The organism is Gluconacetobacter entanii (assembly GCF_013155425.1).
Classification (GTDB): Bacteria; Pseudomonadota; Alphaproteobacteria; order Acetobacterales; family Acetobacteraceae; genus Novacetimonas; species Novacetimonas entanii.
Genome location: NZ_JABJWD010000003.1, coordinates 248748 through 274269, shown reverse-complemented (window position 1 = coordinate 274269; position 25522 = coordinate 248748). Strand labels below are relative to the sequence as shown.

Here is a 25522-nt window from a genome sequence, read left to right as displayed (position 1 = left end):
AACGGAGAAATGGAACTTTACGCGATACTGAAAATCGTCTGGGCGGCGCTGCTGGGTGTGCTGTTCATCGGCCTTGGCACCATGGTCGGCATGGATATGGGGGTGGGCACCCTGCTGCGCTTTGTCGGCCGCAATGATGGGGAGCGGCGTACCGCGCTGAACATCATCGGCCCCCACTGGGATGGCAACCAGGTATGGTTCATCCTGGGGGGCGGCGCGATCTTTGCGGCTTTCCCCACGCTGTACGGCACGTCGTTCTCCGCCTTCTACGTGGTCATGATCATGCTGCTGTTCAGCATGATCCTGCGGCCGGTGGCGTTTGAATACCGCTCCAAGGCGGATAACCGGCTGTGGCGGGCAGGCTGGGACTGGGTCTTCCTGGTGTCGGGTTTCGTGCCGATGTTCATCTATGGTGCGGCGTTCGGCAACGTGCTGGAAGGGGTGGGATACCACTTCGGCTGGACGGGGCAGTATTATCAGGATGAATCCTTCCTGTCCTACCTGCTCAACCCGTTTGCCATCCTGTGTGGATTGATGTCCGTGGGGCTGAGTGTCTATCAGGGTGGGGCAATGCTCATGCTGCGGGCGGATGACCCCATCTGGTCGCGTGCCCGGCATTACGCCATGGGCGGCGGTCTGGTTGCGGCCACCCTGTTCGTAACCGGCGGTATATGGGTGCAGTTCCTGCCCGGTTTTGTCATGACCGCGCCCGTCAATCCCGCCATGCCCGCCAACCCGCTGCACGGGCAGTCGGTGGCGATGGTTGCGGGGGGCTGGATGCAGAATTTCCACGCCCATCCTGCCCTGTGGCTGCTGCCGCTTGTGGGGCTGGGCTGCATGCTGGCGGGTGTGGCCATGCTTGCGGCGGGGCGTGCGGTTGCCGGCTGGTGGCTGGGGCTGGGCGCATGGGCGGGCACCATCACCACGGTTGGCTGCGCCATGTTCCCGTTCCTGATGCCGTCTTCCACCGCACCGGACCAGAGCCTGACGGTATGGAACAGTACGGCCAGTGCATATGGCCTTGGCTGCATGCTGGTGGTGGCAGGGATCTTCGTGCCGATCATCCTGTCCTATACGTCATGGTGTTATTACGTCATGCGCGGGAAGGTCCATACCGCCGATATCGTGAATGACACCCATAGCTACTGATTGCGAGGTCGTGATGACAAAGCTTCTGCGTCTGGCCGGTCTGGCCGTTGTTCTGGTGGTATCCCTGCTGTTTGCCGTGTTCGTGGGGGACCAGGGACCGTGGTATTTCGCATGGGTGATCGGCACGGTCATGATCATCCTGATTTCCGGGGCCGGCGCGATCATGCTCGATGCCCAGTCCAGCCTTTCATCCGATGGGGAGGTCTGACCATGATGGGAGATCTTGAACGGATCATTTTCTTTATTCCGATGATTTACATGGGACTTTACCTGATTGCCTACCGCTGCGGGCGGCGCTGGTTCCCATGACAGGAATGGCGGTGGGTCTTTCTTCATCTCACGCCCGCCGCCATATCGCGGCATCACCCTGCCGATGATACGAAGCGCGCCACCCGGGCATCCACGGGTGGCGCGTTTTGTGTCTTAATCATTGGAAACGGGTCATCAGTTGAACCTGCGGATTATCCAACTGAAGAAAGCAGCGTGCCAGAGGGTCTGGGCGCCGAGTTGGCAGTGTTCGGCACCGCCGGAGAGGGTATCGAAGGTGACGGTTTCAACGGATCGCGCCGCAGTGCATGCTTTTTTGAAATCTTCGGCTTGGGATGCGGGAATGAAGTGATCGTGTTCCCCGACGAGGATCAGGACATCGGCAGTAATTTTTGCAGCGACATCCTTGAGTGTATAAGGCCGGATTGCCGCGACGGCTTCGGGCAGGGTGCTGACGCCAAGGGTCCAGCAGGCATTGTCAACGGCCCAGACAAGATCGGGATTTTTCGCGGCGGCAGGGTTCTGTGCCAGTGCGGCATAACGATCGGCGATGCTGCCCATGTCAAACAGGACATCATAGGCCACGACGCCGGTAATGCGGGAATCGAAGGCAGCGGCACGGGGCGCAAGATAGCCACCCATGCTCATGCCGATGAGGATGGTTTTTTCTGGCCGGAAGTGTGTCGTCTCGAAATAATCAAGGATGGCAGAAGTGGGTTTCTCCCATTCCGGGGTGAAGGTCAGGCCATATTCACGCAGAACGCCGCCCTGACCGGGACCTTCATAAGTAAGGACGCCATAACCCCGGTCATGTGCCGCTTTGACAAGGACGAAATACAGTTCTTCAAGTGTGGAATCATAGCCGCCGACAAGAACGATAAGCGGTTTTTCCTGCCAGCCATCCGGGCCGGGATAGAAAATGCCCCGGAGGCGGCCAGTACCATATGGAATGGTAAAACGTTCATGGGCGATACCGGCTAGTTTCAGTCCATTATCAAACGCACTTACTTCCCGTGTCCAGGTGGTTTTGCGGCGTGCATCATCGGGACGGAGGAGAAATTCGGCGGTGCGCCAGTAATTATGGGCACGGAGCCACGCATAACCTTTGCTGAGCGGGTCGGCGCAGGCGGCAATACGGTCTTCGGTGCGTATGGCCAGTCCGGAAAAGGCATCGAACCAGGCATCCGTATTACCATCGGGGATAGCACTGATCGCTGTCAGCACCTCGTTAAGGTCAGCACCGTTTGCCGCGATGTCATTCAGGGCGCGAAGGGTCTGGAAATGGAAGGTCTGGTTACGGAAAAACCGCGAAAGGCCATGATCTGCCGTTTCAGGGATGGCTGAATTCTTGGGTACATCTGTCATCGGTCACAGAACTTTCCATATGGATGGTAGCTGGTTTTTAAAAGGCGTTGCCTGCTGTGCCGACCAACCACGCAATAGGATGACGCCAAGGGCCAAGGCACGGGATTCGGTTATCCGGGCAGGGCGGCGGCAGACCGGGCATGGCATCATCGGCCTGTGCGGGTTTTCAGTGCACAGGCAAGCCATAAGCCCGCGGGACCGGCGCCACAGACCAATATGTCATATGAGGGTTTCACGGGTGGTCCCTTGAATCTAACATTGTTAGGTTAAAAATCTAACGGCATTAGATTTGAATGGCAAGGAGGAAACGGGAAAGCTGTGAGTGCAAAGATCGTAAAGGAACAGGTTGTCGGTTCAGCGCTGCAATTGCTCGACAGGCTGGGTATGGAAGGGCTGACAATGCGCAAGGTGGCGGATACCCTGAACGTGCAGGTGCCCTCGCTCTACTGGCATTTCGCCAACAAGGATGCACTGTTCGAAGCCGTGGCGGATACATTGCTGGAACAGGTCGCCACGGCGACAGTAGCCGGCGAAACATGGCAGGAGATGTTTTTCAGGATTTCCTGCGAGGTAAGGCAGGCCCTGCTGGCCCATCGCGATGGCGCCCGCTTTCTGGCGCGGACTTATCCTCTTTCCGATAATGTGGCCCGGATCAGTTCACAAATGATCGCCAGCCTCAAGGAAGCCGGCGCAGACGATCGCACCGCAGCCTGGGGCACGTTCTCCACGCTCTATTATGTCATCGGCTTTACGATCGAAGAGCAGGCATTCGCCGAAAAACGCCCCGATCGCAACCAGAGTCCGGATATCCAGTCCCTGATGTTACGTTATCCTATGGCTGCCCTGGCGTGGCAGCAGATACTGGAGAGTGACGCGGATGAAGGTTTCCGTTTTGGCCTGAATATGGCTCTCCAGGGGCTGACTCATACCCTTTGCGCTTCAGAAAAATAGTGTTGCGAGAGGTCGGCGTCATGACTGGCACCAAAAATACTTTCATGCCGGGAGATTGGAAAGGGCAGGATCAGAGCCCTTTTCAAACTCCGGTGGCGATGTCGCATTTATGGTTCCAGCTTCAAATCACATTGTTACTTTGTTCTGCATAAATGAACCGAAAGGTAGCCGAATAATAATGAAAAATATATCTTCCAGGGAAGGAGTGACCAGTTTGGATTTCCAGCAGGTTGACGTATTTTCATCTGTGCCCTTGCGCGGAAACCTGACTTTCAGGCAATGGCAGGAATTCGGGTCGGGGTCATTGCCCCGGCAGGGCAGGACGATGATGCCGATTTTGAGGTACGGGCCTTCTCCGCTGCAGGATTTGAGGATCCTGTCACCGGCAGCCTGAATGCCGGAATTGCGCAGTGGCTGACAGGCAGCGGCCTTGCACCTACATCTTATACGGCACGACAGGGTACGGTCCTGGGACGTGCCGGCAAGGTTTATGTCACACATTCCGATAATGAAGTATGGATCGGGGGTGATGTCGTGACATGCGTGAAAGGTGTGCTTTCGGTGTAGTTCCGGGCAAGGTCATTTCTACATTGTCGCGTCAGGGCCGGTCGCCGTCGTCGGGCAGGATGAAGTTGCCTTCAACCCAATCCTTGAACGTACGCGACCCAACTGGTCAATCGTTCGGAAAAAGTGCACTGGATCGGACCCTGGAATCCGCAATCTCCGGCAAATGCAGCGTCCCCGACACGAGGGAAACCCATGTCGCCGTCATGACTGCCGAAGGCGTGGGATAGAGTATGCTTTGACAACTGTTATTTACCGGAAAGTCTTTCTGCCATTCTATTGAATGCTGCCTGATAGATCTGCACCGGCATTCTTTCCTGCATGGCGGCAGCATGGTCCGCGTCCGCTTCAAACCGGCCTTTCCAGCGGATAAATGTGCGGTTGCCGTCCGTTACGGGGAACAGCCTGAGTGTCGAGCGATAGTTCCGGATCGGCAATGCTGACTCAATGATCGAAAATGTCACAGCATGATCCGTATCGGACAGGGCAAGGAGTTGCTCGCGGATCATGCCGACATCTTCCATTTCCAACCGTCGGATGGCCCCCACGCGATCCCCCGGGTCGTCGCCTTCGATCAGGCAGCTTTTCACGCCCGGAAGCCATGTCCCGATCGATCCGAAATCCCGGATCAGGGCCCAGGCAGAGGCAACCGGGGCATCAAGAATGCTGCTGGCCATAACTTCAATCATCATGCTTGCTCCTGATCTTGGGATGGAAAGATCAAAGTGACTGGCCGCCCGTCACTTCGATCCTCTGGCCGTTCACCCAATGCATGTTCTCGGACAGAAGGGCCGCAACCGCCGCACCGATATCATCTGGCTGGCCGACACGACCGAGGGACGTGATTTCCGCCAGACTTTTGTTGACCTCCGCATTGTCGCGTACCAGTCCGCCACCAAAGTCAGAAGCTATGGCGCCGGGTGCCACCGCATTGACGGTAATGCGTCGTTCCCCCAGTTCCTTGGCCATATAGAGCGAGATCACTTCGGTCGCCCCTTTCATGGCGGAATAGGGACCATGATCCGGCAGGTAAAAGCGTGTTGCAGCCGAAGTAATGTTGAGAATACGACCGCCATCATGGATCAATGGCAGCAGGCCCACGGTCAGGAGATACGGTCCCTTGAAGTGGATGTTGTACTGATTGTCGAGCTGTTCAGGCGTTGCGGCGTCAAAGCGGGTATGGATGATGTTTCCCGCATTCTGCACAATGTATTTGAACGCAGCGTGGCTGAATTCTTCATTGAGGAGATGTCTGACCTGCGCGATAAATGCCCCGAAAGTGGTGTGATCTGAAATATCAAGCCGCAGCATGCGCAACTTCGCCCGGTCTGTGCTGAGTGCACGTTCCGCCGTTTTCGCCTCGGTTTCGTTGGTGTGGTAGGTACCGATCACGTCAATATCCGCCGCGATCAGGTATTTTGCGATGCTATGCCCGATCCCGCGATTGGCACCCGTGACGAGGGCTACAGTTTTCTGTTTCATGACCGATTTCCTTTGTTCAGGGCAGGTAAGGCAGGGCACCGGGAGGGTCTGGTGTGAATTAAAGATCGTTCGATACATAAATATGGCGGCACTGCCCGTCAATGATTTATGGATCATTCGATACCGATAACCCGGTGGAGAGGGACCGCCACCGCGATTAAAATGATTTACTGGCTGTGCGCTGCACGTCCGGGGTGTAGCGCAAGGCTGTCCCAGACCTGCATGAGGGTCGTGACGGCCGCGTCCAGTTTTTTGGCCCTGTCCCCATCCCGGGCTTCGCAGCTCATACCATGAAGAAAGGTTGCAAACAGGGTTGGCAGGGTTTCTGTTGCCGTCGAGGCTGCCAGTTCCCCGTTTGCGACGGCGCGCCTGACGCAGGCTGCAAATCCACTGCGGCTGCGCTCCCGCTCGGTTTCGAGAAGGGTCTGGACGGGCCGGTTTTCAGGTGAGCAGTTACAGGCCCCCAGCACGATCATGCACCCGGCCGGGTGTGCCCGTCCGGTCTGCATGCGCGCCGAACCGCGCAATGTGCGCTCAACGGCCTCGCGGGGGGGAAGCGTCTCGTCCCACAGGGGGGCCATGACCTGCCCATGGGTTTGCAGATAACGCTGTACGACTTCGCGGAACAGGGCTTCCTTGGACCCGAATGCAGCATAGAAGCTTGCCGGGGAAATGTTCCCCATGCAGGCCTTGAGCTGGTTCAGCGAGGTCGGTTCATAACCCTGCGCCCAGAACAGCGTCAGCGCGGCATCCAGCGCCTTGTCCCGATCAAATTCACGGGGCCGTCCTGTGCGGGCCATGTCTCATCTCCGTCCGTATGAGGAAATTTCCATACTAATCGGTCCGGAATTGGATTGCCAGCCTTACGCGCTGAAACCACCGTCAATGGTCTGCATGGCCCCGGTAATGCCGCGCGCCGCCGGCCCCGCCAGAAACGAGACATAGGCCGCAACATCATCGGCAGTACCATGTTCCTTGATGGCCATGACACTGTGCATGAGATCGGCCTGCGGACCATTGGCCGGGTTCATATCCGTATCCGTCGGTCCCGGCTGGATGACATTGACCGTGATATGACGCTCCCCAAAGTCCCGCGCCAGACCCCGTACCATGCTCTGCAACGCGGATTTTGTCATGCTGTAGGCTGCCAGCCCCTTGAAGGGCACACGATTTGCATTTGTGGAACCGATCAGGATGATCCGGCCACCATCCGGCATGGAGCGCGCCGCTTCGACTGAAGCGTGGTAGGCTGCGCGAATGTTGATATCAATCATACGGTCAATGTCATCGGGATTGAGTGTAAGCGGGTCTCCGGCAATGCAGATCCCGGCGTTGAAGATGAAAATATCGATGGGGCCGGCATCGCGCGTGGCGGCAAGAAGGGCAGAACGGTTGGTTGCATCCGCCTGAATGGCTTCTGCTCCGCTCTCATGTGCAAGCTCTTCGGCCTTTGTGCGCGAACCCGCCCACGTGAAGCGCACCGATGCGCTCTCGCTGGCCAGACGCCTGACGATGGCAGCCCCGATCCCCCGGCTACCGCCGATGACGAGGGCCTTTTTGCCTGAAAAATCCGCCATGTCACAATCCTTCATATTCTGTATCGCTCACTACATTACAGGACGGCACCGGCATGCAAGTGAATTCTGTATCGATCGATATGGAAAACGGTTTTGGCTGATCGGGATTTTTGGAAACTGCACGGGGCCAGACCGGGCGCGTGTTGCCATTTCTTTCCTGTGATCAGCAATTTTCCATACTGATCGTTCCGGAAACTGGTTGCCCCCAGTTCGATATCCATATATCTGTATCGTTCGTTCCATTTGTTTGGGCTCCGGATGATACAGAACCCCTCCCTGTCGTCAGATAACCGCCTTCCGGTTGCCGGTCTTGGGGCACTCGCCATGACCGGGTTCCTGTGCATCATGACGGAGACGCTGCCTGCCGGTCTCCTGCCGGAAATCAGCGCAGGCCTGCATGTGTCGGCCGCCTATGCGGGGCAGATGGTCACGGCTTATGCCGTGGGTTCGCTGAGTGCCGCCATCCCGCTGACACTCGTCACACAAAGATGGCGGCGGCGGGCCGTGCTGCTGCTGGCGATCATCGGCTTTCTTATGTTCAATTCGGTCACGGCCCTGTCACCAAACTACTGGCTGACGCTCGTGGCCCGTTATTGCGCGGGGGCGGCCGCCGGTCTGGCCTGGGCATTGCTGGCGGGATATGCGCGGCGGATGGTGAGGCGTGACCAGCAGGGACGGGCGCTGGCCATTGCCATGGTGGGCACACCCGTCGCGCTCTCCCTTGGCGTGCCGGCAGGAACGTGGCTGGGCGCCGCGCTGGGGTGGCGGCTGGCCTTTGGCATGATGTCGGTTTTTACAGTTTTGCTGATTGGCTGGGTGCTGGCTACGGTTCCGGATTTTCCGGGGACGTCCCATACAGAACGCCAGCCTTTCCGGCATGTTCTGATGACGCCCGGGGTGCGGCCGGTATTGGGTGTCGTGATCGCCTGGATGCTCGCGCACAATATTCTCTATACCTATGTCGTGCCGTTCCTTGTCCCGTCGGGACTGGCGGGGGAGGCTGATCTTGTGCTGCTGGTTTTTGGTGTTGCCGCACTGGGCGGGATCGGACTGACCGGCCGACTGGTGGACCATGCGCTGCGTGCCGCTGTTCTGGTCAGCCTGACGGTCTTTGCCGCGGTCTGTATTGTTTTTGCCATCGGCGCGCACTCTCCCGCTGTTATCTGGACGGGCGTGAGCATCTGGGGACTGACTTTCGGCGGGGCGGCGACGTTGCTGCAGACCGCCCTGGCTGATGCGGCGGGAAAGGGGGCGGACGTGGCGCTGTCCATGAATGTTGTGGCCTGGAACAGCGCCATTGCCGGGGGCGGCCTTCTGGGTGGTGCCCTGCTCAATCTGTGGGGGGCAGCCTCTTTCCCATGGGCCATGTCTGTTCTGCTGGGCTGTGGCATCGGGATTGCGTGGCAGGCCCGCTCACATGGCTTTCCGGCCGGTCATCGCCTGTCGCACCAACATTCGGAAATATCGTAATCTTCCATAATTGACGCATGCCGGGACCGGTGAAGGCCAGATCCCAGCGAAGGGCTGTTTGGCATTGGCCGGGCAGCGACAGCAGGCGGGCCGGAGATCCCCCATGATGACCCTTGGGTAATTTACCATACGGTAAACCCGGCATCGACATTGACAATGGCCCCGGTCATCAGGCTGGCGGCGTCTGATGCCAGAAACTGTACGACCGAGGCGACCTCGTCGGGTTGGCCCACGCGATGCATGGGGGTACCGTCCAGCCATGCGGCATACAGGCGCGGATTTTCCATGCCAAAGCGGGTCAGGGTCGTCTCGATATAGGTCGGGGCCACCGCATTTACCCGCACCCCGCGCGTGGCCCACTCTGCCGCGAGCGAGCGTGTATATTGATGCACCCCTGCCTTTGATGCGTTATAAGCCGCCTGTTCCTGCGGGCGGTTGACGATCAGGCCCGACATGGACCCGATATTCACAATCGTGCCGCCCCCCTGTTCCAGCATGATGCGGCCGAATGCCCTACAGCAGCGGAAAATGCCGTTGAGGTTGATGTCAACCTGTTTCAGCCACTGCGCATCCGTCATGTCCTCCGCCGGGACTTCGGAAATGCAGATACCGGCACAGCAGACGAGGATATCGACACGCCCTTTTTCATCCCTGACATGTGTGGCGCAGGCATCCACCTGTGCCGTGTCGGTCACGTCAAGTTCCATGGCCGATACATTCAGCCCCCCCGCCGCCAGTTCGGTCGCGGCCTGTGCCGCCAGTGCGGTGTCACGATCGGCAATGATGACGCTGGCGCCAAATTCCGCCAGCGCCGTAACGCAGGCCAGGCCGATATTCTGCGCGCCGCCGGTGACAACCGCGACACGCCCGTCAAGGCGGAGTTTTTCCGTATACATCTGCCTATATCCTGAACAGGGAAGCCGTCTGTCATGCGTCTGAAAGCAGGGGATGCTCCGCCTTGCGGGCCAGCGCCATGCCGTTTGCGTCAAACAGGTGGCAGTGCCCTTCCTCAAACGTCATGCGTATGGGGGTGTCGGCGCGGTCGGTATTGTCCCCGCCTGTCTGCACGACAATCATCTGTCCATCAGGCAGGCGGACATGCAGCAGGGTGACCGCCCCCAGCCGTTCGCTGACCTCGACCATGCCCTGTACGGCCCCTTTCGGGTCAATAAGGATATGTTCAGGCCGTATGCCCAGCGTGGCGGCCGCACCTGCTTCCATCCCGTCCTGCCGGGTGGGGATGGATATGCTGATCGCGCCTGTCCGCACCTGCATGCTCCCGTCGGGGGCAGGCGGAGTGACCGTCGCAGGCAGCAGGTTCATGGGGGGCGATCCCATGAAGCGTGCGACAAACAGGTTGCGGGGCCGGTGATACAGTTCCAGCGGGGTGCCGATCTGTTCCACGACACCTTTGTTGAGGACCACGATCCGGTCGGCCATGGTCATGGCCTCCACCTGGTCATGGGTGACATAGATCGTCGTCGCCCCCAGCCGCCGGTGCAGGCTGGCCAGTTCCACGCGCATCTGCCCGCGAAGGGCGGCATCAAGGTTGGAGAGCGGTTCATCGAACAGGAAGACCTTGGGGTTGCGCACGATCGCCCGTCCGATCGCAACACGCTGCCGCTGGCCGCCCGAAAGCTGGCCGGGCTTGTGGTCGAGATAGGATTCAAGCTGCAGGATGCGCGCCACATCACCGATACGCTGCCGCCGCTCGGCTTCGGGCATGCCGGCAAGCCGGAGGGAGAACTCCATGTTGCGATAGACATTCATGTGCGGATACAGCGCATAGGACTGAAAGACCATCGCAACCCCGCGCTGCGCGGGTTCGGTGTCGTTCACCCGCCGCCCGTCGATCAGCAGGTCGCCCGCGCTGATGTCCTCCAGCCCCGCGACCATGCGCAGCAGGGTGGATTTGCCACAGCCCGAAGGACCGACAAAGACGATGAATTCCCGCTCGGCAACGGTCAGCGAGATACCCTTGATGATTTCTTCATGCAAATAGGTCTTGCGCAGGTTACGGAGTTCTACGGTCGCCATGGCATGTTCCTCCTGCTGTTGTTCCTATTTTACCGCCCCGAAGGTCAGGCCGCGCACAAGCTGTTTCTGGCTGGCCCAGCCAAAGATCATGATGGGTGCCACCGCCAGCGTGGAGGCGGCGGACAGTTTGGCGAAAAACAGTCCTTCGGGTGAGGAGAAAGAGGCAATGAATGTTGTCAGCGGCGCCGCGACGGAAGAGGTCAGGTTCAGGGACCAGAACGTTTCATTCCAGCACAGGATCAGGGACAGCAGCCCGGTCGAGGCAATGCCCGGCAGCGCCAGCGGCATCAGTACCTGCGTGACCTCCTGCCAGCGCGTCGCCCCGTCCATCCGCCCGGCTTCGAGTATGGGGACGGGCACTTCGCGGAAGAAGGTGTAGAGCATCCACACCGTAATGGGCAGGTTGGTCAGCATGTAGATCAGGATCAGTCCCGTCCTGCTGTCCAGCAGGCCGGTGGCGCGGGCCAGCAGGTAGATCGGCACCAGCACCCCGACCGAAGGCAGCATGCGCGTGGACAGCATCCACAGCAGGGTCATGCGCGTGCGCGGCCCCGGCAGGAACGCCATGGCATAGGCGGCGGGAACGGAGACAAGCAGGGCCACTGCGGTCGCCATAACCGAAATCACGACGCTGTTGGTGGCGAAATGCCAGTAATTCTCCCGCGCGAAGACATCCCGGTAGCTTGAAAATGTGGGACTGAAGAAAAGATGCGGCGGCGTGGAGATGGCATCCGGTTCGCTCTTGAACCCGGTCAGGAACATCCACAGGATCGGGAAGAACATCCATAATGCAATGGCCCAGGCCAGGATGCCGGTTGCGGTATGGCGCAGGTGCGTGCTGGTTCTTGCCATGTCAGGTCTCCAGGTTGCGGGCCACGGCGCGCAGCAGGAAGGCGGCCACGACATTGGCGATGACAATGGCCACGACCCCGCCTGCCGAGGCCCCGCCCACATCGAATTGCAGCAGGGCGCGTGAATAGATGAGAAACGCCAGGTTGGTGGAGGCGACGCCCGGGCCGCCCGCTGTGGTGACCGAGATTTCGGCGAATACCGTCAGCAGGAAGATGGTCTCGATCATGATCACGACCGTGATGGCGCGTGACAGGTGGGGCAGGGTGATGTTGATGAACTGCGCCACCATGCCCGCGCCATCCATGCGCGCGGCTTCCTTCTGTTCCGTATCAAGCGACTGGATGGCGGTCAGCAGGATCAGGGTTGCAAAGGGCAGCCATTCCCATGTCACGATCATCACCAGCGTGGCCAGGGGGTAGCGCGAGAGCCAGTCGATGGGGGTCAGGCCCACGGCCCGCATCATGGCGGAATACACGCCATAGATCGGGTGAAGCATCAGGTTCTTCCACAGCAGGGCGGCAACCGTGGGCATGATGAAGAACGGGGAGATGACCAGGATGCGGGCAATGCCGCGGCCTGCAAATTCCTCATTATACAGAACCGCCAGCAACGTGCCCAATCCCACCGATATCGCCAGCACGCCGCCCACCAGAATGGCCGTGTTCTCCAGCGATGTCATGAAATCCGGATCGGTCAGCAGGTACCAGTAATTGCCGAGGCCGGCGAAACCCTGCTGTGTCGGGTCCACCAGATTGTAATTGCGTACTGAATACCACAGCGTCATGAGCAGCGGTACCACCGACCACGCCAGCAGCAGCACGATCGCAGGCGACTGCAGCACGAAGCCCTGCGCGCGCCGATTGCGTGCGGCGCTGCGTGCGGGAGTGGGCGTCAGGGGCGGATGTATGGCCATTTTGTCCATGTTCGCCCCCTTTAGTGCAGGTAGCCGGACTGGCGCATGGTACGTGTCACGGAGGCCTGCGCCGCACCCAGCGCCTGTTCCACCGTCATCTGGCCCGACAGCGTTGCGGCGACGGTCTGGCCCACCTGTGTGCCGATGGCCTGGAAGGGGGCGATACCGACAAACTGTGCGCCGCCATATGGGCGGGGCTGCTTTGTCTGGCCGTCCGGGTCAGCCGTGTCGATGGCGGTATGGACGAACGCGGCGAACGGGGCGGCCTTCTGGTAATCCGGATTGTCATAGGTGGAGACACGGGTTCCCGCAGGGACCGCCACCCACCCTTCACGCTGCGCCACAAGCTGCACATACGCCTTGGAGGTCGCCCATTCGATGAAAAGCCGCGCGTCATCCGCATGGCGGGAGGAGGCGGGGATGGCAAGGTTCCAGCTCCACAGCCATGTCGGGCCCTTGCCATACGGTCCGGTGGGGGCGGCGGCAAAACCTACCCTGTCCGCCACATGCGACTGTTTGGGATCAAACAGCAGGCCGCCTGCCACGGTTGAATCGACCCATATGCCGCAATGCCCGCTGGCAAACAGGGCCAGGTTTTCATTGAAGCCGTTCGATGTCGCACCGGGCGGCCCGTCGGCCTTCATCGCCGAGACATACCACTGCAGGGCTGCCTTCCACTCCGGGGTGTCGAGCATCGGCTTCCACCCTTCGCCGAACCACTGCCCGCCGAACGTATTCACCAGCGAGGTGACATAAGCCATGTTTTCACCCCATCCCGGCTTGCCACGCAGGCATAGCCCATAGGTCTGGCTGTCCCTGTCCGTGATCCTGTCGGCATAGGTGCGGATCTGTTCATAGGTGGGATGCTGCGGCATGGTCAGCCCGGCCTTCTGGAACAGGTCGGTGCGGTAATAGGTCATGACGCTTTCCGCATAGAACGGCAGGGCATACAGCCTGGAATCCACGCTCAGCCCGGCGCGCACGGAAGGCAGGATGTCATTGACATCATAATCGGCGCCGGGCCTGAGTTCGGCCAGCCATCCCTGCTTTGCCCAGATCGGAACTTCGTAGTTGCCAATGGTCAGGATATCGAACTGTCCCGCATGGGTCGCGATATCCGTCGTCACGCGCTGGCGCAGGACATTCTCCTCCAGCGTGACCCAGTTCAGGTGAATATCGGGATGGGCCTTCTCGAACTCCCCCGACATCTGTTTCATGATGATCATGTCACCATTATTGACGGTGGCGATTGTCAGCGTACTGGCCGCCCATGCACCATTGTTCAGCAGCATGCCGGCAACGGTCATGCAGGCCAGCATCCTGAAAGTCGCCATTGCAATACCCTTTATTGATTTGTACCGGTTTTTTTACGGTATTTGACCTGGGCGTCCGATTTTCGTTTTCTGTAAAGCGCAACGCCAACCTTCCGGTTCCCCGAATGGCTGCGTTATTTGTTCATGATCTGCCTGTAGCGGACCTGATCGGCGTACATCTGGCTAAAGACCCTGAATTTCCTGTCATGAAAATCCGCACTGCTGGCACAGGGCCGTATTTCCGCCCGGATGCGCGTCATGGCGGCCATGGCCGCGCGGATCGACAGATAGGCCCCCGCAGCCACCGCCCCCAGTACTGCACTGCCCAGCAGCACGGAATCAGGTTCCTCGGGCAACAGGATGCGACAGCCTGTGGCATTGGCGTGTTCGCGTATGAAAACAGGGTTTTTCGTTCCCCCGCCGGTCGCGATGATCGTATCGATCGCATAGCCCTGCCTGTTCAGCACCGCCACGATATCGCGTGTGCCATAGGCCAGCGCCTGTAGTGTCGCCAGATACAGGAGCGCCAGATCGTGCGCCGTGGCATGCAGGCCAAGCCCGCAGATCATGCCACGCAGGGTCGGGTCGGCATGGGGGGAACGGTTCCCATGGAAGTCCGGCATGACGTGCAGGTCTTTCGTCAGTGCGCCGGCAATCCCGTCGCCCCCGGATGCGGCCAGCAGGTCGTTGAGGACCTGATAGATCGTCCTGCCTTCCTTTTCGGCCTGCTGGCGTAATGCCGGTGTGGCGGGATGGGTCGTGATGATGAAGTCAACCAGGCTGCCGGTGGCCGACTGGCCTGCCTCATTCAGCCACATGCCGGGCAGCATGGCATCGCGATAGGGACCCCATACCCCACTTACGAAGCGCGGCAGCGGAGAGACCGCCATATGGCAACTCGATGTGCCACCAATCAGCGCCAGACGCCGGTCGAATGCAGGCGGTTCGTCACCCGTCACGCCCCCCATCACGCCAATGCCGCCCGCATGCGCATCAATGGCGGAAACCGCGACGGGCGTGCCTGCCGGAAGGCCAAGTTCCCCGGCCGCCCGCGCATCCAGTCCACGCCCGACACGCTCTCCAAGAGGCTTGATGTCCGTGCCGATGCGGCGGTAGCCCTCATCGGCCAGCACGCCAAGGCCGATGGCCCGGAAATAGGTGTCATCCCAACGTTGCTCATGGGCAAGGTAGGTCCATTTGCACACGGTCGAGCAGCGTGAGCGTGAACTGGCCCCGGTTGCGCGCCAGGTCAGGTAATCCGGCAGGTCAAGGAACAGGGTGGCGCGCGCGAACACATCGGGCAGGTGACGTTTGAGCCACAGCAGCTTGGGTGTTTCCATCTCCGGCGAAATCATGCCGCCCACGTAGCGCAGGACATCGTGATGGCCTGCATTGATTTCGGCGGCTTCGTCCATGGCGCGGTGATCCATCCACAGGATCACGTCCTGCCCGGGCGCGCCATCCGCATCAATCGAAAGGGACTGGCCATCGGGGCCCACCACCACCAGCGAACAGGTGGCGTCGAACCCGATGCCACGCACATCCAGCGCCTCCCCGGCCATATCCCGTGCCATGGGCATTGCAATCGCAACGCTGTCGCAGACCGCACGCCATATGTCGGCGGACGACTGCTGCATGTAATCGGCCTGTGGCTGCCACGTGCGGGTTGGCGTCGTCCCCGCGCCCAGTTTGTGGCCATCAAGTGTAAAGACGCCCGCACGTGCGCTGCCGGTTCCCACGTCAATGCCAATGACGACATCCATTTATCTGGTCCATTCCTTCATGTCGGGGCGCCGGGTCCTGCCTTGTCAGGGACATGCGGGGCAGGGGCCTTATTCCACGATGATGACACCCTCCTCCCCGATTTTCCCCTGCCGGGCCTTCTGCGCGCGTAACTGTGCGGGCAGGAACGGGTAGATCAGGTATTCATAGGCGGTCGCCCCCAGCACGCCGCCGATCAGCGGACCGGCAATGGGTACCCACCAGTAATGACCCATCGCGGGCAGGGCAGATCCGTGCCAGCCGGCAATATAGGCGAACAGCCGTGGCCCCAGGTCACGGGCCGGATTGATGGCCCATGCCTCCAGATATCCCATGGAGGCGCCAATGGCCGCGACCAGGAACCCTATGATCAGCGCCCCGAAATTGGCGCCGGGCGCCATTTCGTTATACTGTTCGGTAATGGCAAAAATGCCGAATACCAGTATGGCGGTCAGGATGATTTCATCACTGAAGGCATGCCATACGGTGATGCCCGGTGCGGGCGAGGTAAAGAAGACCCCCATCCCGCCACCACCCACGCGCGTCATCTGGTGCAGGTCGTTGAAATGGTTGATGACGGGGTAATACAGCGCGTAAACCAGCGCCGCCCCCAGAAAACCCCCCACGATCTGCGCGACCCAGTAGGGGATCACCTTTTTCCACGGGAAGGCGCGGTAGGTGGCCAGCGCCAGCGTGACCGCCGGGTTGGCATGCGTGCCCGAAACCGATCCGGTGGCATAGATGGCCACAGTGACCCCCAGTCCCCATACGATACATACGCCCCAGTAGGCATGTAGGTACGGGCTTGGGTCATAGAGGAGATACATCGCCGCCACTGAATCACCGAAAGCGATGATGATGAATACGGCAAGAGCTTCGGAAATAAGCTCGCCCAGGAATTCCCGATTCATTGGCCTGTTTCCTTATGTGTTGAGCAGGGGCCGGATTATTATTCAGCCCAGTCAAAGGATTTCTGTACCGCCTTCTTCCACCATGCCAGGTAGCGCTCCCGCTGTTCCGGCGGCATTGTGGGTTCCCATGTGCGATCCACCTCCCAGTTGGCGCGGAGGTCATCGATATTTTCCCAGTACCCCACGGCCAGACCCGCGGCATAGGCGGCGCCCAGCGCGGTTGTTTCCACCACCTTCGGGCGTACGACAGGAACATTCAGGATATCGGCCTGAAACTGCATGAGCAGTTCGTTCGCCACCATGCCGCCATCCGTTTTCAGGCTGCTCAGTACGATGCCGCTGTCTTCCTCCATGGCTGCAACGACATCGCGCACCTGATAGGCCGTGGCCTCCAGTGTCGCACGTGCGAAGTGCGCCCGCGTGACATAGCGGGTCAGTCCCACAATGACCCCGCGGGCGTTCTCCTTCCAGTACGGCGCATACAGGCCGGAAAATGCGGGCACGATGTATATGCCGCCATTATCCGCCACGCTGCGGGCCAGCGGTTCGATCTGTGTCGCCAGGTCAAACAGCTTCAGGTTATCGCGCAGCCACTGTACCAGCGCGCCGGTAATGGCGATGGAACCTTCCAGTGCGTAACGGGGTTTTTCCGTCCCGAACTGGTAGGCTACCGTTGTCAGCAGCCCTGCCTTTGACTGGACCGGATCGGTGCCGGTGTTCATCAGCAGGAACGACCCGGTGCCATAGGTGTTCTTGGCTTCCCCCGGTGAAAAACAGGTCTGCCCGACGAGGGCGGCCTGCTGGTCCCCCAGGATACCGGCAAGTTTCGTGCCCTGCAGGCTTGGGATCGTGATCGTGCCATATACCTCTGATGAGGGCACGATGCGGGGCAGGCAGGCGGGAGGGATGGAAAATGCCTTGAGCATGTCCTCATCCCACGCGCAGGTTTTCAGGTTCATAAGCTGGGTGCGTGAGGCATTGGTCACATCGGTAATGTGAATGCCACCGTTGACGCCCCCTGTTAGGTTCCATGAAAGCCAGCTATCGACCGTGCCGAACAGTGCCTGCCCGCTTTCGGCTTTCTGGCGCGCGCCTTCCACGTTATCGAGCAGCCAGCGCAGTTTCAGGCCCGCAAAGTAGCTTGCCAGTGGCAGGCCCGTAATGGCGCGGAAGCGGTCCTGTCCCCCGTCGCGGCCATATTCGTGGACCAGTTGGTCCACGCGGGTATCCTGCCAGACGATGGCGTTATGAAGGGGCTGTCCCGTTGTCCTGTCCCACAGGACCGCGGTTTCACGCTGGTTGGTGATGCCCACCGATACCAGGCTGCCCGCGCCCAGGTTGGCGCGCGCCATGGCGGCACCGATCATTTCATTGGTGTTTTCAAGAATTTCTATCGGATCATGCTCAACCCAGCCAGGCTGGGGATAGATCTGGCGGTGTTCCTTCTGCGCGACGGAAACGATGGTGCCCTTCCGGTCGAATATCATGAACCGGGAACTGGTTGTCCCCTGATCTATCGCACCCACATATTCGGTCATGCTGCATTTCCTTCCTGTTTTTTATGTTTTTCCAATAATGTTTCACAAGTCCGGAAATATTATTGTCGCTGCAGGTATGTCTGGTTGATATTGCAGCCTGTCTGCTGCGGCGGAATGTTCACAGATTGGTGGTGAACTGGAATCCGACGACCGCCGCGTCATGGAAGGTTGTCGTGGCCCCGGGGCGCTGCAGGTACTGGAAATCGGGCTGGAACGCCGTGCCACGGGCAACATGGATGCTGTAGAAGGCTTCCCACACGTTTTCATGGCTCTGTATGCCGTAAACGGCGCCCCACTGGTTGGGCAGGTAGGGCAGGCCAAGCGCAAGCGAGGATTCCTGTTGCAGGGTCACGGTATGGCTCATTTCCATATACTGGAACATGACGCCGATCTGGTCCATCGGACGCCCCCAGGGGGTGCCGCTTTGCAGAAGGCCGATCCATTCATGATCCCGCATGGCGACCTCGCTTCCCTGTGTGTAATCCACCCCCCCGATCACGATCAGGCCGTTCGCCAGTCCATCGCCGCTGCGGTGGATCATCTGGTTGAACATGAGCCACGCCGCGTTCATGCCGGCTTCATACCGGCGTGGCAGGCCTGTCGCCTGGAACGAATTGCCGTTTATGTCGGCATACAGGTTGGGATAACGGGAATTATCATACCAGTACCCGATCTTGTAGTGCCCCAGCAGATGATGCCTGCCAAAGGAGGGACTCCAGCCGATTTCAACCTGGGAGGAAAGCTTCCCCAACCCGTCCTGTCCCAATGCCCAGCCCGATATGCCACCGTTATAGGCATGGGGACTGACGGCAAAGATGCCGCCCATGATGTAGGTCCGCAATGTGGGACGCACCCGCAGGACAGCCCCGATATTGCCCGAAGGCCAGTCCCGTCCGCCCGGCACGTATTTGGATGGTGCGGGATTGCCGCACACCGATACGTTCATGAACGAACAGGCCAGATAATCCTGGTTGAAAAAACTTCCTGTCGGAATGACACCGACCGAAAGGATGATGCGGTCGCGCAGGAATCCCTTGTCGGCGTACATGTCCACCAGATGGGCAACCACGTTGCCGCGTGCGCCATATATTTCTTCGGGATTGGTCACTGAATCCCCCATGGCGTTGGAAAGGCTGTTCCCATGGCCATTGATGACCAGCATATGGGTCCAGAAGGCCGGAATCCCCGCAAGGCGCTGCCAGTCGATGTCCAGTGCGGCCGCGACCTGACCGGCCAGCACGTTGGCACGCTGCTTGCCGCCGGTAATGTTGGCCATATATTCTTCATTGACGGTCACATTGAGGAAGATTCCCCGATTTGTCAGCCATGGCTGTATCCCGCCCCAGTTCCCGAACAGGTGGGGTGTGGCGGTCAGCATGGGAACAAGGGGACCAATCGCCACCTGTCCCATTTCAGTCATGGGAAAGGCGGAAGGTTCGTAATGGGTCGTAAAGGCGGTCTTGGCGGTTTCCGTCTGGGCCAATACTTCGGAATTGACCATGCAACTGGCGAACAGCATTCCCACCGTAATGGCCAGAAACCTGATAATGGCAGGAAATTCATGCCATGTGATTGCAGACCTGTTTTCGTTTTTGGCGTATGTCGTGATGACACACATTGTCTGCTCTCCCTTCCCGGGCAGTTGGGGCCAAGGGTTTGGCTGTCAGGAACAGGATGTGTATCGATTTACGGATAGGGAAAGATCTGTTTCTTAACCCACACAAGTTCGTGAATAATATACCTGTATTTTGGTGTGAATGATTTGTATTTTTGGAATATATGAAGAAAAAATATCAAAAATGAAATGATTTTACAGAAAGCGAGGCATGGCAATGTGCATTCCGTTGCAGGTGAGCCGGAAAAATCAAGGCTGCCTTAAAACGGGAATCCGGATAAAAAGAGGTCAGCTTTCCTTTTTTTCGCATTGCACCGGCGATATGTCGCCGGGGGGACGGACTGCCGCATGGTCGCGGCCCGTCACATAATCCTGCAGTTCCTGTGCTTCCTGTTCGGCATTTTCAGCACGTAGTTTGACAATATCCCCAATGCTGACCAGTCCGACAAGTTTTCCATCTTCCATAACGGGGACATGCCGATTGCGCGACCATGTCATGCGGCAGGCGATGTCATAAATACTGTCATCGGGTGCTGCGGTCGGTATGTCCCGGGTCATGATATCCTGTGCGGTCAGGGTGGATATGTCCCCGCCGTGCTGGGACAATGCACGAACGATCCCTTTTTCCGATACAAGCCCGGCCAGTTGCCCGTCCGGGGAAAGGACCGGTGCCCCGCCAATATTATGCTGTGCCAGTGTGGTGGCGACATCCAGGATGGGATCATCCGTTCCGACGGTAATGACCGTACTGCCTTTTTGTGCCAGAATGTGAAAGACATGAGAGAACATGGGAAAATCCTTTCCATGTTTTGCGATGATCGGGAGCAGTCCCGTCAATGTGCCATCCTGTCCTGCGTTTGGGGCGGCACAGTGGGGGCAGGAAGAAACGGATGGATGGCACGGGCGGGGAAAAGTCCTCCGATCATCACGATTACGCTCAGAACGATGACAAGCGCCGTCAGTTCCGGGCGGGCATGCCGGTTCAGGCCGGGAGACGGTAACGAAGGGACTGTCATCATGGTACGGATGATGTTCAGGTAATAATACAGCCCGATAATGCTGCCGAGGATGAGCACACATAACAGCAGTCCACGCCGGTGTTCAACGCCGGTTGCGGCGATTTCGAATTTCGCAAAAAATCCGATGCCCGGTGGAATACCCGCAAGCGAAAGCAGCATGAGCGACATGGCCGAAGCCAGGAACGGGCGATTGAAAAAGAGCCCTTTCCACTGTGCGATAACCGTGCCATCTGCCCCTTCGGGAGTGGCAAAGGCGGTTATGATTGCAAAGACACCCAATGTACTGGCGGTATAGGCCGCAAGATACACGGTAATGGCCCCCGATTGCAGACGGCCGGGACAAAGGAAGGCAATCAGGAGATACCCCACATGCGCAATCGATGAACATGCCAGAAGACGTATGAGGCTGGCCTGACGCAGGGCAAGCAGGTTACCACCCATAATGGTCAGGATAATGACAACATACAGGACGTCATTGATGAATTCTGGCTGCCCCCCCGTCCCGAAATAGCGGACAAGTGATGAAAATATTGCAATTTTCGAAACTACGGCCAAAAATGCCGCCACGGGAACGGGGGCGCCCTCCATCACGTCAGGCAGCCACATATGGAAAGGCACGGCAGAAAGTTTGAAGAACATGCCAGTAAGGATCATGAGTGTAGCGGCCATGGACAATGCGGCGGGCATATCCCCGATGGCGGTGGGGGGGATAAACCGCAGTGATCCCGTAATGCCATAGGCCAGGCCGATACCGAACAGGAGGATGGCCGAAGAAACCCCTGACAGGATCAGGTATTTCATTGCCGCTTCACATCCCTGCAAGAAGGAACCGCGCCGAAAGGTCACAAGCCCCATGAGGGAAACGCCCAGTATTTCCAGTCCCACAAAAAAGGGCATGTAATTCGCACTGAATACCATGGCCAGCGCGCCAAGCGTGCCGAGCATGAGCAGCAGGGGATATTCATCCACCAGCGTGCTTCTGTCATGCTTCAGATCCCGCCATGACATGAGCAGGATGCACATGCTGGAAAATATGATGAGCATGGCGGTATAGGTTGTCCATTGATCCTGAATGAACAGGCTGATGCCATGCTGGGGTCTGCCGCCCGTATGCCGGTCCACGACCGCGGACGCCGCCAGCAGTGTCACCATGGCACAGGCGATGCTGCGTCCCACCGAACGCCGCCACGCCACTGCTGCAAGTGTGACCATGATCCCCATGGAAAGTACCGGCAGTGGTGTCGGCAGGAAGACATCATGCCCGATCATGGCGCGCTATCCTGCCTGCCGGCCGCCGTTGTAACGGACAGGGGCGATGGCGCGGAAAATGTCATGAACGATTGTGGATACAGGCCCAGCAGCATCAGAAACGCCATGACGCAGGCGAAAACCGCCATATGCCGGACCGGAAAGTCCTGTAGTAACGGCAGGTCTGCCCGTGGGGCGGCCAGGAATATCCGGTTGACCATCCGTAGTGCATAGATGGCCGCAAGGACAAGGCCGGTGGCCGCCAGTGTCGCGGTGGCGGGACTGATATGCCACGTTGCCAGCAATACAAGGAATTCGCCCGTGAAATTCCCCAGTCCGGGCATCCCGAGCAAGGCCACGGCAAAGAACAGTCCCGTGCCGGACAGGCGTGGCATGGCCGCCCACAATCCGCCGATACGGTGCATGTCGCGTGTCCGCAACCTGTCCTGAATGGCCCCTGCAATCAGGAAAAGCGCTGCCGTGCCCAATCCATGGGCCAGCATCTGCATGATCGCCCCCTGCATTCCCAGCCGTGAACCGGCAAAGATGCCAAGCAGTACGAAACCCATATGGCTGATGCTGCTGTAGGCGATCAGGCGTTTGACATCCTCCTGCGCACAGGACATCCACGCCCCGTACAGGATGCCTGCAACCCCAAGCCCCATGGCGATGGGTGCGAAACGGCCGGCCGCATCGGGAAACAGCATGATATCGAAGCGGATCATGCCATACCCCCCGGTCTTGAGCAGGATACCCGCCAGCAGCACGCTGGCCGCCGTAGGCGCCTGTGTATGCGCATCGGGAAGCCAGACATGCACCGGCACGACAGGAAGCTTGACGGCAAAGGCGCTGAAGAACCCCAGCATGAGCAGCATGGACAGGGCGGGGGAGAGTGATGTGTGGCCCAGCGCAAAATAATCGAAGGTCAGCACACCTGTTTCCCGGGCATGCGCAATGACCAGGCCAAGTATGGACAGCAGCATGAGCAACCCGCTGCCCTGCGTGAACATGAAAAATTTCATCGCGGCGCGCTGCCTGCCCTCATGCCCCCATGCGGCAATCAGCACGAACATCGGCACCAGCATCAGTTCCCAGAAAAAGAAGAACAGGAACAGGTCGGTGGCCAGGAATGTCCCGATAATGCCCGTAAGGGTCGCAAGGAACAGGAAATGGAATGCCCCGGCATGGGCCGTGACCTGACGGGTGGCAAGGCAGGCGCACAAAAAGCACAGGACAAGAGAAAGCCAGATCAGCGAGAGTGAAAGGCCATCCATGTCCAGCCTGACCGCAATGCCCATGGCCGGGATCCATGGCGTGGAAAAATGCCCATACCATGGCCCCGTACGGTCGGGATGGCCGAATGTGACCATGATGAGCACCAGCGTTTCCACACAGAGGGTCGCAAGCATCGTCCACCATGATGCGCTGTGTGTGGACGGGCCGGCAGGGGGCGGCACGCGCCCGCTGCCCCATGCCAGCCCGCCACCGATAACGGGTACCAGCACAAGGGCGGGCAGGAGGTTCATGACAGTACCACCAGGGCCAGCCCCGCGCACAGTCCGCCTGCGATCCATGCCGCATACCACCGCACACGACCATTCTGGAACTGGCCCAGCAGGCGATCCGCCCACCTGATCATGCAGGTTGCCCATGAGGCCAGCATGTTCAGGAAACTGGTCCGTGCCATGAAAATCCGGGCGCTGCCCGCCCTCGTCAACCGCCCTGTTCCGCTGATGGCATGATCGAGGATATCCAGTCGCGTCAGCCATGCCAGCAGGCGAAAAGGCTGCACGAACAGGTAATCATACAGCGCATCTGTTCCCTGGCCGGTGCGTACGGGACGGATAATGGCCGCCTGTCCGGGGATTTCGCGCATGACGGGCGATGGGCGTCCCCACAGCACCCATGCAACCCCAAGCCCGGCAAGGGGCGCGGCGGCACCCGCCAGCACAGGCCAGGCCGACCCGTTCGCATGCGACGGTATCGCTGTCGGATCAAGAAAGGCACTGAACAGGTGCAGGGACGGAAATGTATCGGGCATTTCAATCACTCCGCCACACAGGGAGAGCACGGACAGGCACCCAAGGGGAACAGTCATGAGGCGTGACGTCCGATCTGTTGTCGCAGTTCCTGCTTTCCCGCAAAAGACGATGAAGACGCAGCGGAAAATATAAAGCGCGGTCAGGAAGGCCCCCAGCAGGGCAATCCCCCATAATGCGTGTCCACTCAGGCCCCAGCCATGCGGCAGGCGAAAATGGACGGGCCATACACCCGAGAGGATCATTTCCTTGCTGTAGAACCCTGCCGTCACCAGCGGCAGGCCAGCCAGCGCGGAGGCCCCCGCGACAAAGGCGGCGGTCAGGCCCGGCATCGCATGGCGCAGGCCGCCCAGACGGAAAATATCCTGTTCATGACGGGCGCGCATGATGACGGCACCGGCAGTCAGGAAAAGCAGCGCCTTGAAGCAGGCATGGGTCATCAGGTGAAACAGCGCCGCCTGCCACGCCCCGCACCCAAGGGCGAGGAACATGTAGCCAAGCTGGCTGATCGTGGACCATGCAAGGATACGCTTGAGGTCGGACTGCACCAGCGCGGTGCATGCGCCCATCAGCAGCGTCAGCGCCCCCAGCACCGCCATCAGCGCCATGACGGGGACCGCCATGGCAAACAGGCCATGCAGGCGCGCTATCAGATAGATACCTGCCGTGACCATGGTGGCCGCGTGAATAAGGGCGGAGGTCGGCGTTGGTCCCGCCATGGCGTCCGGCAGCCATGTCTGGAACGGGATCTGCGCCGATTTCGCCAGTGCTCCCGTCAGGATGAAAAGGGCCGCCATACTGACGCCTGACGGGGCCACCTGCCCATCCGCGACTGCTGCCAGCACACTCTGGATGTGCAGGGATCCCGTCGCCGTGGCCAGCAGCAGCAGGCCGCACAGCAGGGCCACATCCCCCATGCGCGTCATGTAGAATGCCTTGCGGGCGGCGGCGGTATTGGCGGGGTCATCATACCAGAACCCGATGAGCAGGTAGGAACACAGTCCCACGCCCTCCCACCCGACAAACAGGCACAGCAGGTCGGACGCCAGCACCAGTACCAGCATGGCGGCCACGAAGAGCGTCATGCTGCCAAAGAAGCGCGCGATACCCGGATCATCACGCATATAAGCCGTCGCATAGATATGGATCAGCAATCCCACGATCGTGACGACAAGGGTCATGATCAGGGAAACCCGGTCGAGCGTGAAGGCAATGTCCGCTGAAAATCCTGCGACATGCAGCCATGGCCACAGCGTCACCTGCACCATCCCCGTCACGTGGCCGGACAGAAGCATGATCGACAGGACGATGCCAAGAATGGCGGAGATCCCGACCCCGGCGCAGGCAACCGTCCCGATCCCGCCCGCGCCCATGCGACCGGCGGATGCAAATATGACCAGGGATGCCGCAAGCGGGCAGGAGATGAGAAGGGGGAGAAGGATTTCGCCCAT

23 protein-coding genes are annotated in these 25522 nt (G+C 59.5%); 5 read left to right on the top strand and 18 right to left on the bottom strand.

Going from position 1 to position 25522, the window contains the following annotated elements; genetic code table 11:
- Positions 1–9: 9 nt before the first annotated feature.
- On the top strand, positions 10–1149 hold the full coding sequence (gene cydB / locus HNH97_RS01230) for a cytochrome d ubiquinol oxidase subunit II (protein WP_171789569.1): 1140 nt from the start codon (positions 10–12) through the stop codon (positions 1147–1149).
- A gap of 13 nt (positions 1150–1162) precedes the next feature.
- Positions 1163–1357 carry a hypothetical protein gene (locus tag HNH97_RS01225; RefSeq protein WP_171789635.1) on the top strand — a complete coding sequence of 65 codons (195 nt, stop codon included), beginning with the start codon at positions 1163–1165 and terminating at the stop codon, positions 1355–1357.
- Between the two features lie 236 nt (positions 1358–1593).
- Here the strand turns inward: HNH97_RS01225 and HNH97_RS01220 are convergent, their stop codons facing one another.
- A complete protein-coding gene (locus HNH97_RS01220) occupies positions 1594–2781 on the bottom strand; it encodes an alpha/beta hydrolase family protein (RefSeq protein ID WP_171789568.1) in 1188 nt (395 codons plus the stop codon).
- Positions 2782–3099: 318 nt separating this feature from the next.
- Here HNH97_RS01220 and HNH97_RS01215 point away from each other — a divergent pair, with 318 nt between their 5' ends.
- Both HNH97_RS01215 and HNH97_RS01210 read left to right on the top strand, forming a co-directional pair.
- The gene (locus HNH97_RS01215) at positions 3100–3732 is read left to right on the top strand and encodes a TetR/AcrR family transcriptional regulator C-terminal domain-containing protein (RefSeq protein ID WP_171789567.1); all 633 of its coding nucleotides are present in this window, start codon (positions 3100–3102) and stop codon (positions 3730–3732) included.
- Positions 3733–4011: 279 nt separating this feature from the next.
- On the top strand, positions 4012–4299 hold the full coding sequence (locus HNH97_RS01210) for a PhzF family phenazine biosynthesis protein (RefSeq protein ID WP_171789566.1): 288 nt from the start codon (positions 4012–4014) through the stop codon (positions 4297–4299).
- 245 nt (positions 4300–4544) lie between these two features.
- Here the strand turns inward: HNH97_RS01210 and HNH97_RS01205 are convergent, their stop codons facing one another.
- From HNH97_RS01205 to bdcA, 4 genes are all read right to left on the bottom strand, one after another.
- Entirely contained in the window at positions 4545–4985 is a 441-nt protein-coding gene (locus HNH97_RS01205; protein WP_171789634.1) for an SRPBCC family protein, read from the bottom strand.
- A gap of 31 nt (positions 4986–5016) precedes the next feature.
- Positions 5017–5778: an SDR family NAD(P)-dependent oxidoreductase gene (locus HNH97_RS01200; RefSeq protein WP_171789565.1), complete on the bottom strand. Its 762-nt coding sequence runs from the start codon at positions 5776–5778 to the stop codon at positions 5017–5019.
- A 167-nt stretch (positions 5779–5945) separates the two neighbouring features.
- On the bottom strand, positions 5946–6578 hold the full coding sequence (locus tag HNH97_RS01195) for a TetR/AcrR family transcriptional regulator (RefSeq protein WP_171789564.1): 633 nt from the start codon (positions 6576–6578) through the stop codon (positions 5946–5948).
- Between the two features lie 63 nt (positions 6579–6641).
- Positions 6642–7355, bottom strand: a complete 714-nt coding sequence (bdcA, locus tag HNH97_RS01190) for an SDR family oxidoreductase (RefSeq protein ID WP_171789563.1) — start codon at positions 7353–7355, stop codon at positions 6642–6644.
- Positions 7356–7613: 258 nt separating this feature from the next.
- Here bdcA and HNH97_RS01185 point away from each other — a divergent pair, with 258 nt between their 5' ends.
- The gene (locus tag HNH97_RS01185; RefSeq protein ID WP_171789562.1) at positions 7614–8825 is read left to right on the top strand and encodes an MFS transporter; all 1212 of its coding nucleotides are present in this window, start codon (positions 7614–7616) and stop codon (positions 8823–8825) included.
- Between the two features lie 122 nt (positions 8826–8947).
- Here the strand turns inward: HNH97_RS01185 and HNH97_RS01180 are convergent, their stop codons facing one another.
- From HNH97_RS01180 to nuoL, 13 genes are all read right to left on the bottom strand, one after another.
- Positions 8948–9721 (bottom strand): SDR family NAD(P)-dependent oxidoreductase, encoded by a 774-nt coding sequence (locus HNH97_RS01180; protein ID WP_171789561.1) that lies wholly within the window; start codon positions 9719–9721, stop codon positions 8948–8950.
- A gap of 31 nt (positions 9722–9752) precedes the next feature.
- Complete coding sequence (locus tag HNH97_RS01175) at positions 9753–10862, bottom strand: ABC transporter ATP-binding protein (RefSeq protein WP_171789560.1); 1110 nt, start codon at positions 10860–10862, stop codon at positions 9753–9755.
- Positions 10863–10886: 24 nt separating this feature from the next.
- Positions 10887–11714: a carbohydrate ABC transporter permease gene (locus HNH97_RS01170; RefSeq protein WP_171789559.1), complete on the bottom strand. Its 828-nt coding sequence runs from the start codon at positions 11712–11714 to the stop codon at positions 10887–10889.
- A gap of 1 nt (position 11715) precedes the next feature.
- The gene (locus tag HNH97_RS01165) at positions 11716–12636 is read right to left on the bottom strand and encodes a carbohydrate ABC transporter permease (protein ID WP_171789558.1); all 921 of its coding nucleotides are present in this window, start codon (positions 12634–12636) and stop codon (positions 11716–11718) included.
- Positions 12637–12647: 11 nt separating this feature from the next.
- Complete coding sequence (locus tag HNH97_RS01160; protein ID WP_244949180.1) at positions 12648–13934, bottom strand: ABC transporter substrate-binding protein; 1287 nt, start codon at positions 13932–13934, stop codon at positions 12648–12650.
- A gap of 140 nt (positions 13935–14074) precedes the next feature.
- Positions 14075–15703, bottom strand: coding sequence for an FGGY-family carbohydrate kinase (locus tag HNH97_RS01155; RefSeq protein WP_171789556.1), 1629 nt, complete (start codon positions 15701–15703; stop codon positions 14075–14077).
- A 69-nt stretch (positions 15704–15772) separates the two neighbouring features.
- Entirely contained in the window at positions 15773–16612 is an 840-nt protein-coding gene (locus HNH97_RS01150) for an MIP/aquaporin family protein (RefSeq protein ID WP_171789555.1), read from the bottom strand.
- A gap of 38 nt (positions 16613–16650) precedes the next feature.
- Positions 16651–18150, bottom strand: coding sequence for a glycerol kinase GlpK (gene glpK / locus HNH97_RS01145; protein WP_171789554.1), 1500 nt, complete (start codon positions 18148–18150; stop codon positions 16651–16653).
- A 118-nt stretch (positions 18151–18268) separates the two neighbouring features.
- The gene (locus HNH97_RS01140; RefSeq protein WP_171789553.1) at positions 18269–19768 is read right to left on the bottom strand and encodes a carbohydrate porin; all 1500 of its coding nucleotides are present in this window, start codon (positions 19766–19768) and stop codon (positions 18269–18271) included.
- A gap of 285 nt (positions 19769–20053) precedes the next feature.
- The gene (locus HNH97_RS01135; protein WP_171789552.1) at positions 20054–20554 is read right to left on the bottom strand and encodes a CBS domain-containing protein; all 501 of its coding nucleotides are present in this window, start codon (positions 20552–20554) and stop codon (positions 20054–20056) included.
- Positions 20555–20598: 44 nt separating this feature from the next.
- Positions 20599–22053, bottom strand: coding sequence for an NADH-quinone oxidoreductase subunit N (locus tag HNH97_RS01130; RefSeq protein WP_171789551.1), 1455 nt, complete (start codon positions 22051–22053; stop codon positions 20599–20601).
- Positions 22050–23558 carry a complex I subunit 4 family protein gene (locus HNH97_RS01125; protein WP_171789550.1) on the bottom strand — a complete coding sequence of 503 codons (1509 nt, stop codon included), beginning with the start codon at positions 23556–23558 and terminating at the stop codon, positions 22050–22052. The genes HNH97_RS01130 and HNH97_RS01125 overlap by 4 nt, the downstream gene beginning before the upstream one ends.
- Positions 23555–25522: an NADH-quinone oxidoreductase subunit L gene (nuoL, locus tag HNH97_RS01120; RefSeq protein ID WP_171789549.1), complete on the bottom strand. Its 1968-nt coding sequence runs from the start codon at positions 25520–25522 to the stop codon at positions 23555–23557. The genes HNH97_RS01125 and nuoL overlap by 4 nt, the downstream gene beginning before the upstream one ends.

Coding starts and splice junctions, on each gene's coding strand:
- HNH97_RS01170 (WP_171789559.1), bottom strand. CDS start 11,714: ATGGCAAGAACCAGCACGCACCTGCGCCATACCGCAACCGGCATCCTG.
- HNH97_RS01210 (WP_171789566.1), top strand. CDS start 4,012: ATGGCAGGAATTCGGGTCGGGGTCATTGCCCCGGCAGGGCAGGACGAT.
- HNH97_RS01160 (WP_244949180.1), bottom strand. CDS start 13,934: ATGACCGTTGCCGGCATGCTGCTGAACAATGGTGCATGGGCGGCCAGT.
- HNH97_RS01220 (WP_171789568.1), bottom strand. CDS start 2,781: ATGACAGATGTACCCAAGAATTCAGCCATCCCTGAAACGGCAGATCAT.
- HNH97_RS01165 (WP_171789558.1), bottom strand. CDS start 12,636: ATGGACAAAATGGCCATACATCCGCCCCTGACGCCCACTCCCGCACGC.
- bdcA (WP_171789563.1), bottom strand. CDS start 7,355: ATGGCGGATTTTTCAGGCAAAAAGGCCCTCGTCATCGGCGGTAGCCGG.
- HNH97_RS01155 (WP_171789556.1), bottom strand. CDS start 15,703: ATGGATGTCGTCATTGGCATTGACGTGGGAACCGGCAGCGCACGTGCG.
- HNH97_RS01175 (WP_171789560.1), bottom strand. CDS start 10,862: ATGGCGACCGTAGAACTCCGTAACCTGCGCAAGACCTATTTGCATGAA.
- cydB (WP_171789569.1), top strand. CDS start 10: ATGGAACTTTACGCGATACTGAAAATCGTCTGGGCGGCGCTGCTGGGT.
- HNH97_RS01180 (WP_171789561.1), bottom strand. CDS start 9,721: ATGTATACGGAAAAACTCCGCCTTGACGGGCGTGTCGCGGTTGTCACC.
- HNH97_RS01140 (WP_171789553.1), bottom strand. CDS start 19,768: ATGTGTGTCATCACGACATACGCCAAAAACGAAAACAGGTCTGCAATC.
- HNH97_RS01200 (WP_171789565.1), bottom strand. CDS start 5,778: ATGAAACAGAAAACTGTAGCCCTCGTCACGGGTGCCAATCGCGGGATC.
- HNH97_RS01195 (WP_171789564.1), bottom strand. CDS start 6,578: ATGGCCCGCACAGGACGGCCCCGTGAATTTGATCGGGACAAGGCGCTG.
- HNH97_RS01185 (WP_171789562.1), top strand. CDS start 7,614: ATGATACAGAACCCCTCCCTGTCGTCAGATAACCGCCTTCCGGTTGCC.
- HNH97_RS01205 (WP_171789634.1), bottom strand. CDS start 4,985: ATGATTGAAGTTATGGCCAGCAGCATTCTTGATGCCCCGGTTGCCTCT.
- nuoL (WP_171789549.1), bottom strand. CDS start 25,522: ATGGGCGAAATCCTTCTCCCCCTTCTCATCTCCTGCCCGCTTGCGGCA.
- HNH97_RS01130 (WP_171789551.1), bottom strand. CDS start 22,053: ATGATCGGGCATGATGTCTTCCTGCCGACACCACTGCCGGTACTTTCC.
- glpK (WP_171789554.1), bottom strand. CDS start 18,150: ATGACCGAATATGTGGGTGCGATAGATCAGGGGACAACCAGTTCCCGG.
- HNH97_RS01135 (WP_171789552.1), bottom strand. CDS start 20,554: ATGTTCTCTCATGTCTTTCACATTCTGGCACAAAAAGGCAGTACGGTC.
- HNH97_RS01150 (WP_171789555.1), bottom strand. CDS start 16,612: ATGAATCGGGAATTCCTGGGCGAGCTTATTTCCGAAGCTCTTGCCGTA.
- HNH97_RS01125 (WP_171789550.1), bottom strand. CDS start 23,558: ATGAACCTCCTGCCCGCCCTTGTGCTGGTACCCGTTATCGGTGGCGGG.
- HNH97_RS01225 (WP_171789635.1), top strand. CDS start 1,163: ATGACAAAGCTTCTGCGTCTGGCCGGTCTGGCCGTTGTTCTGGTGGTA.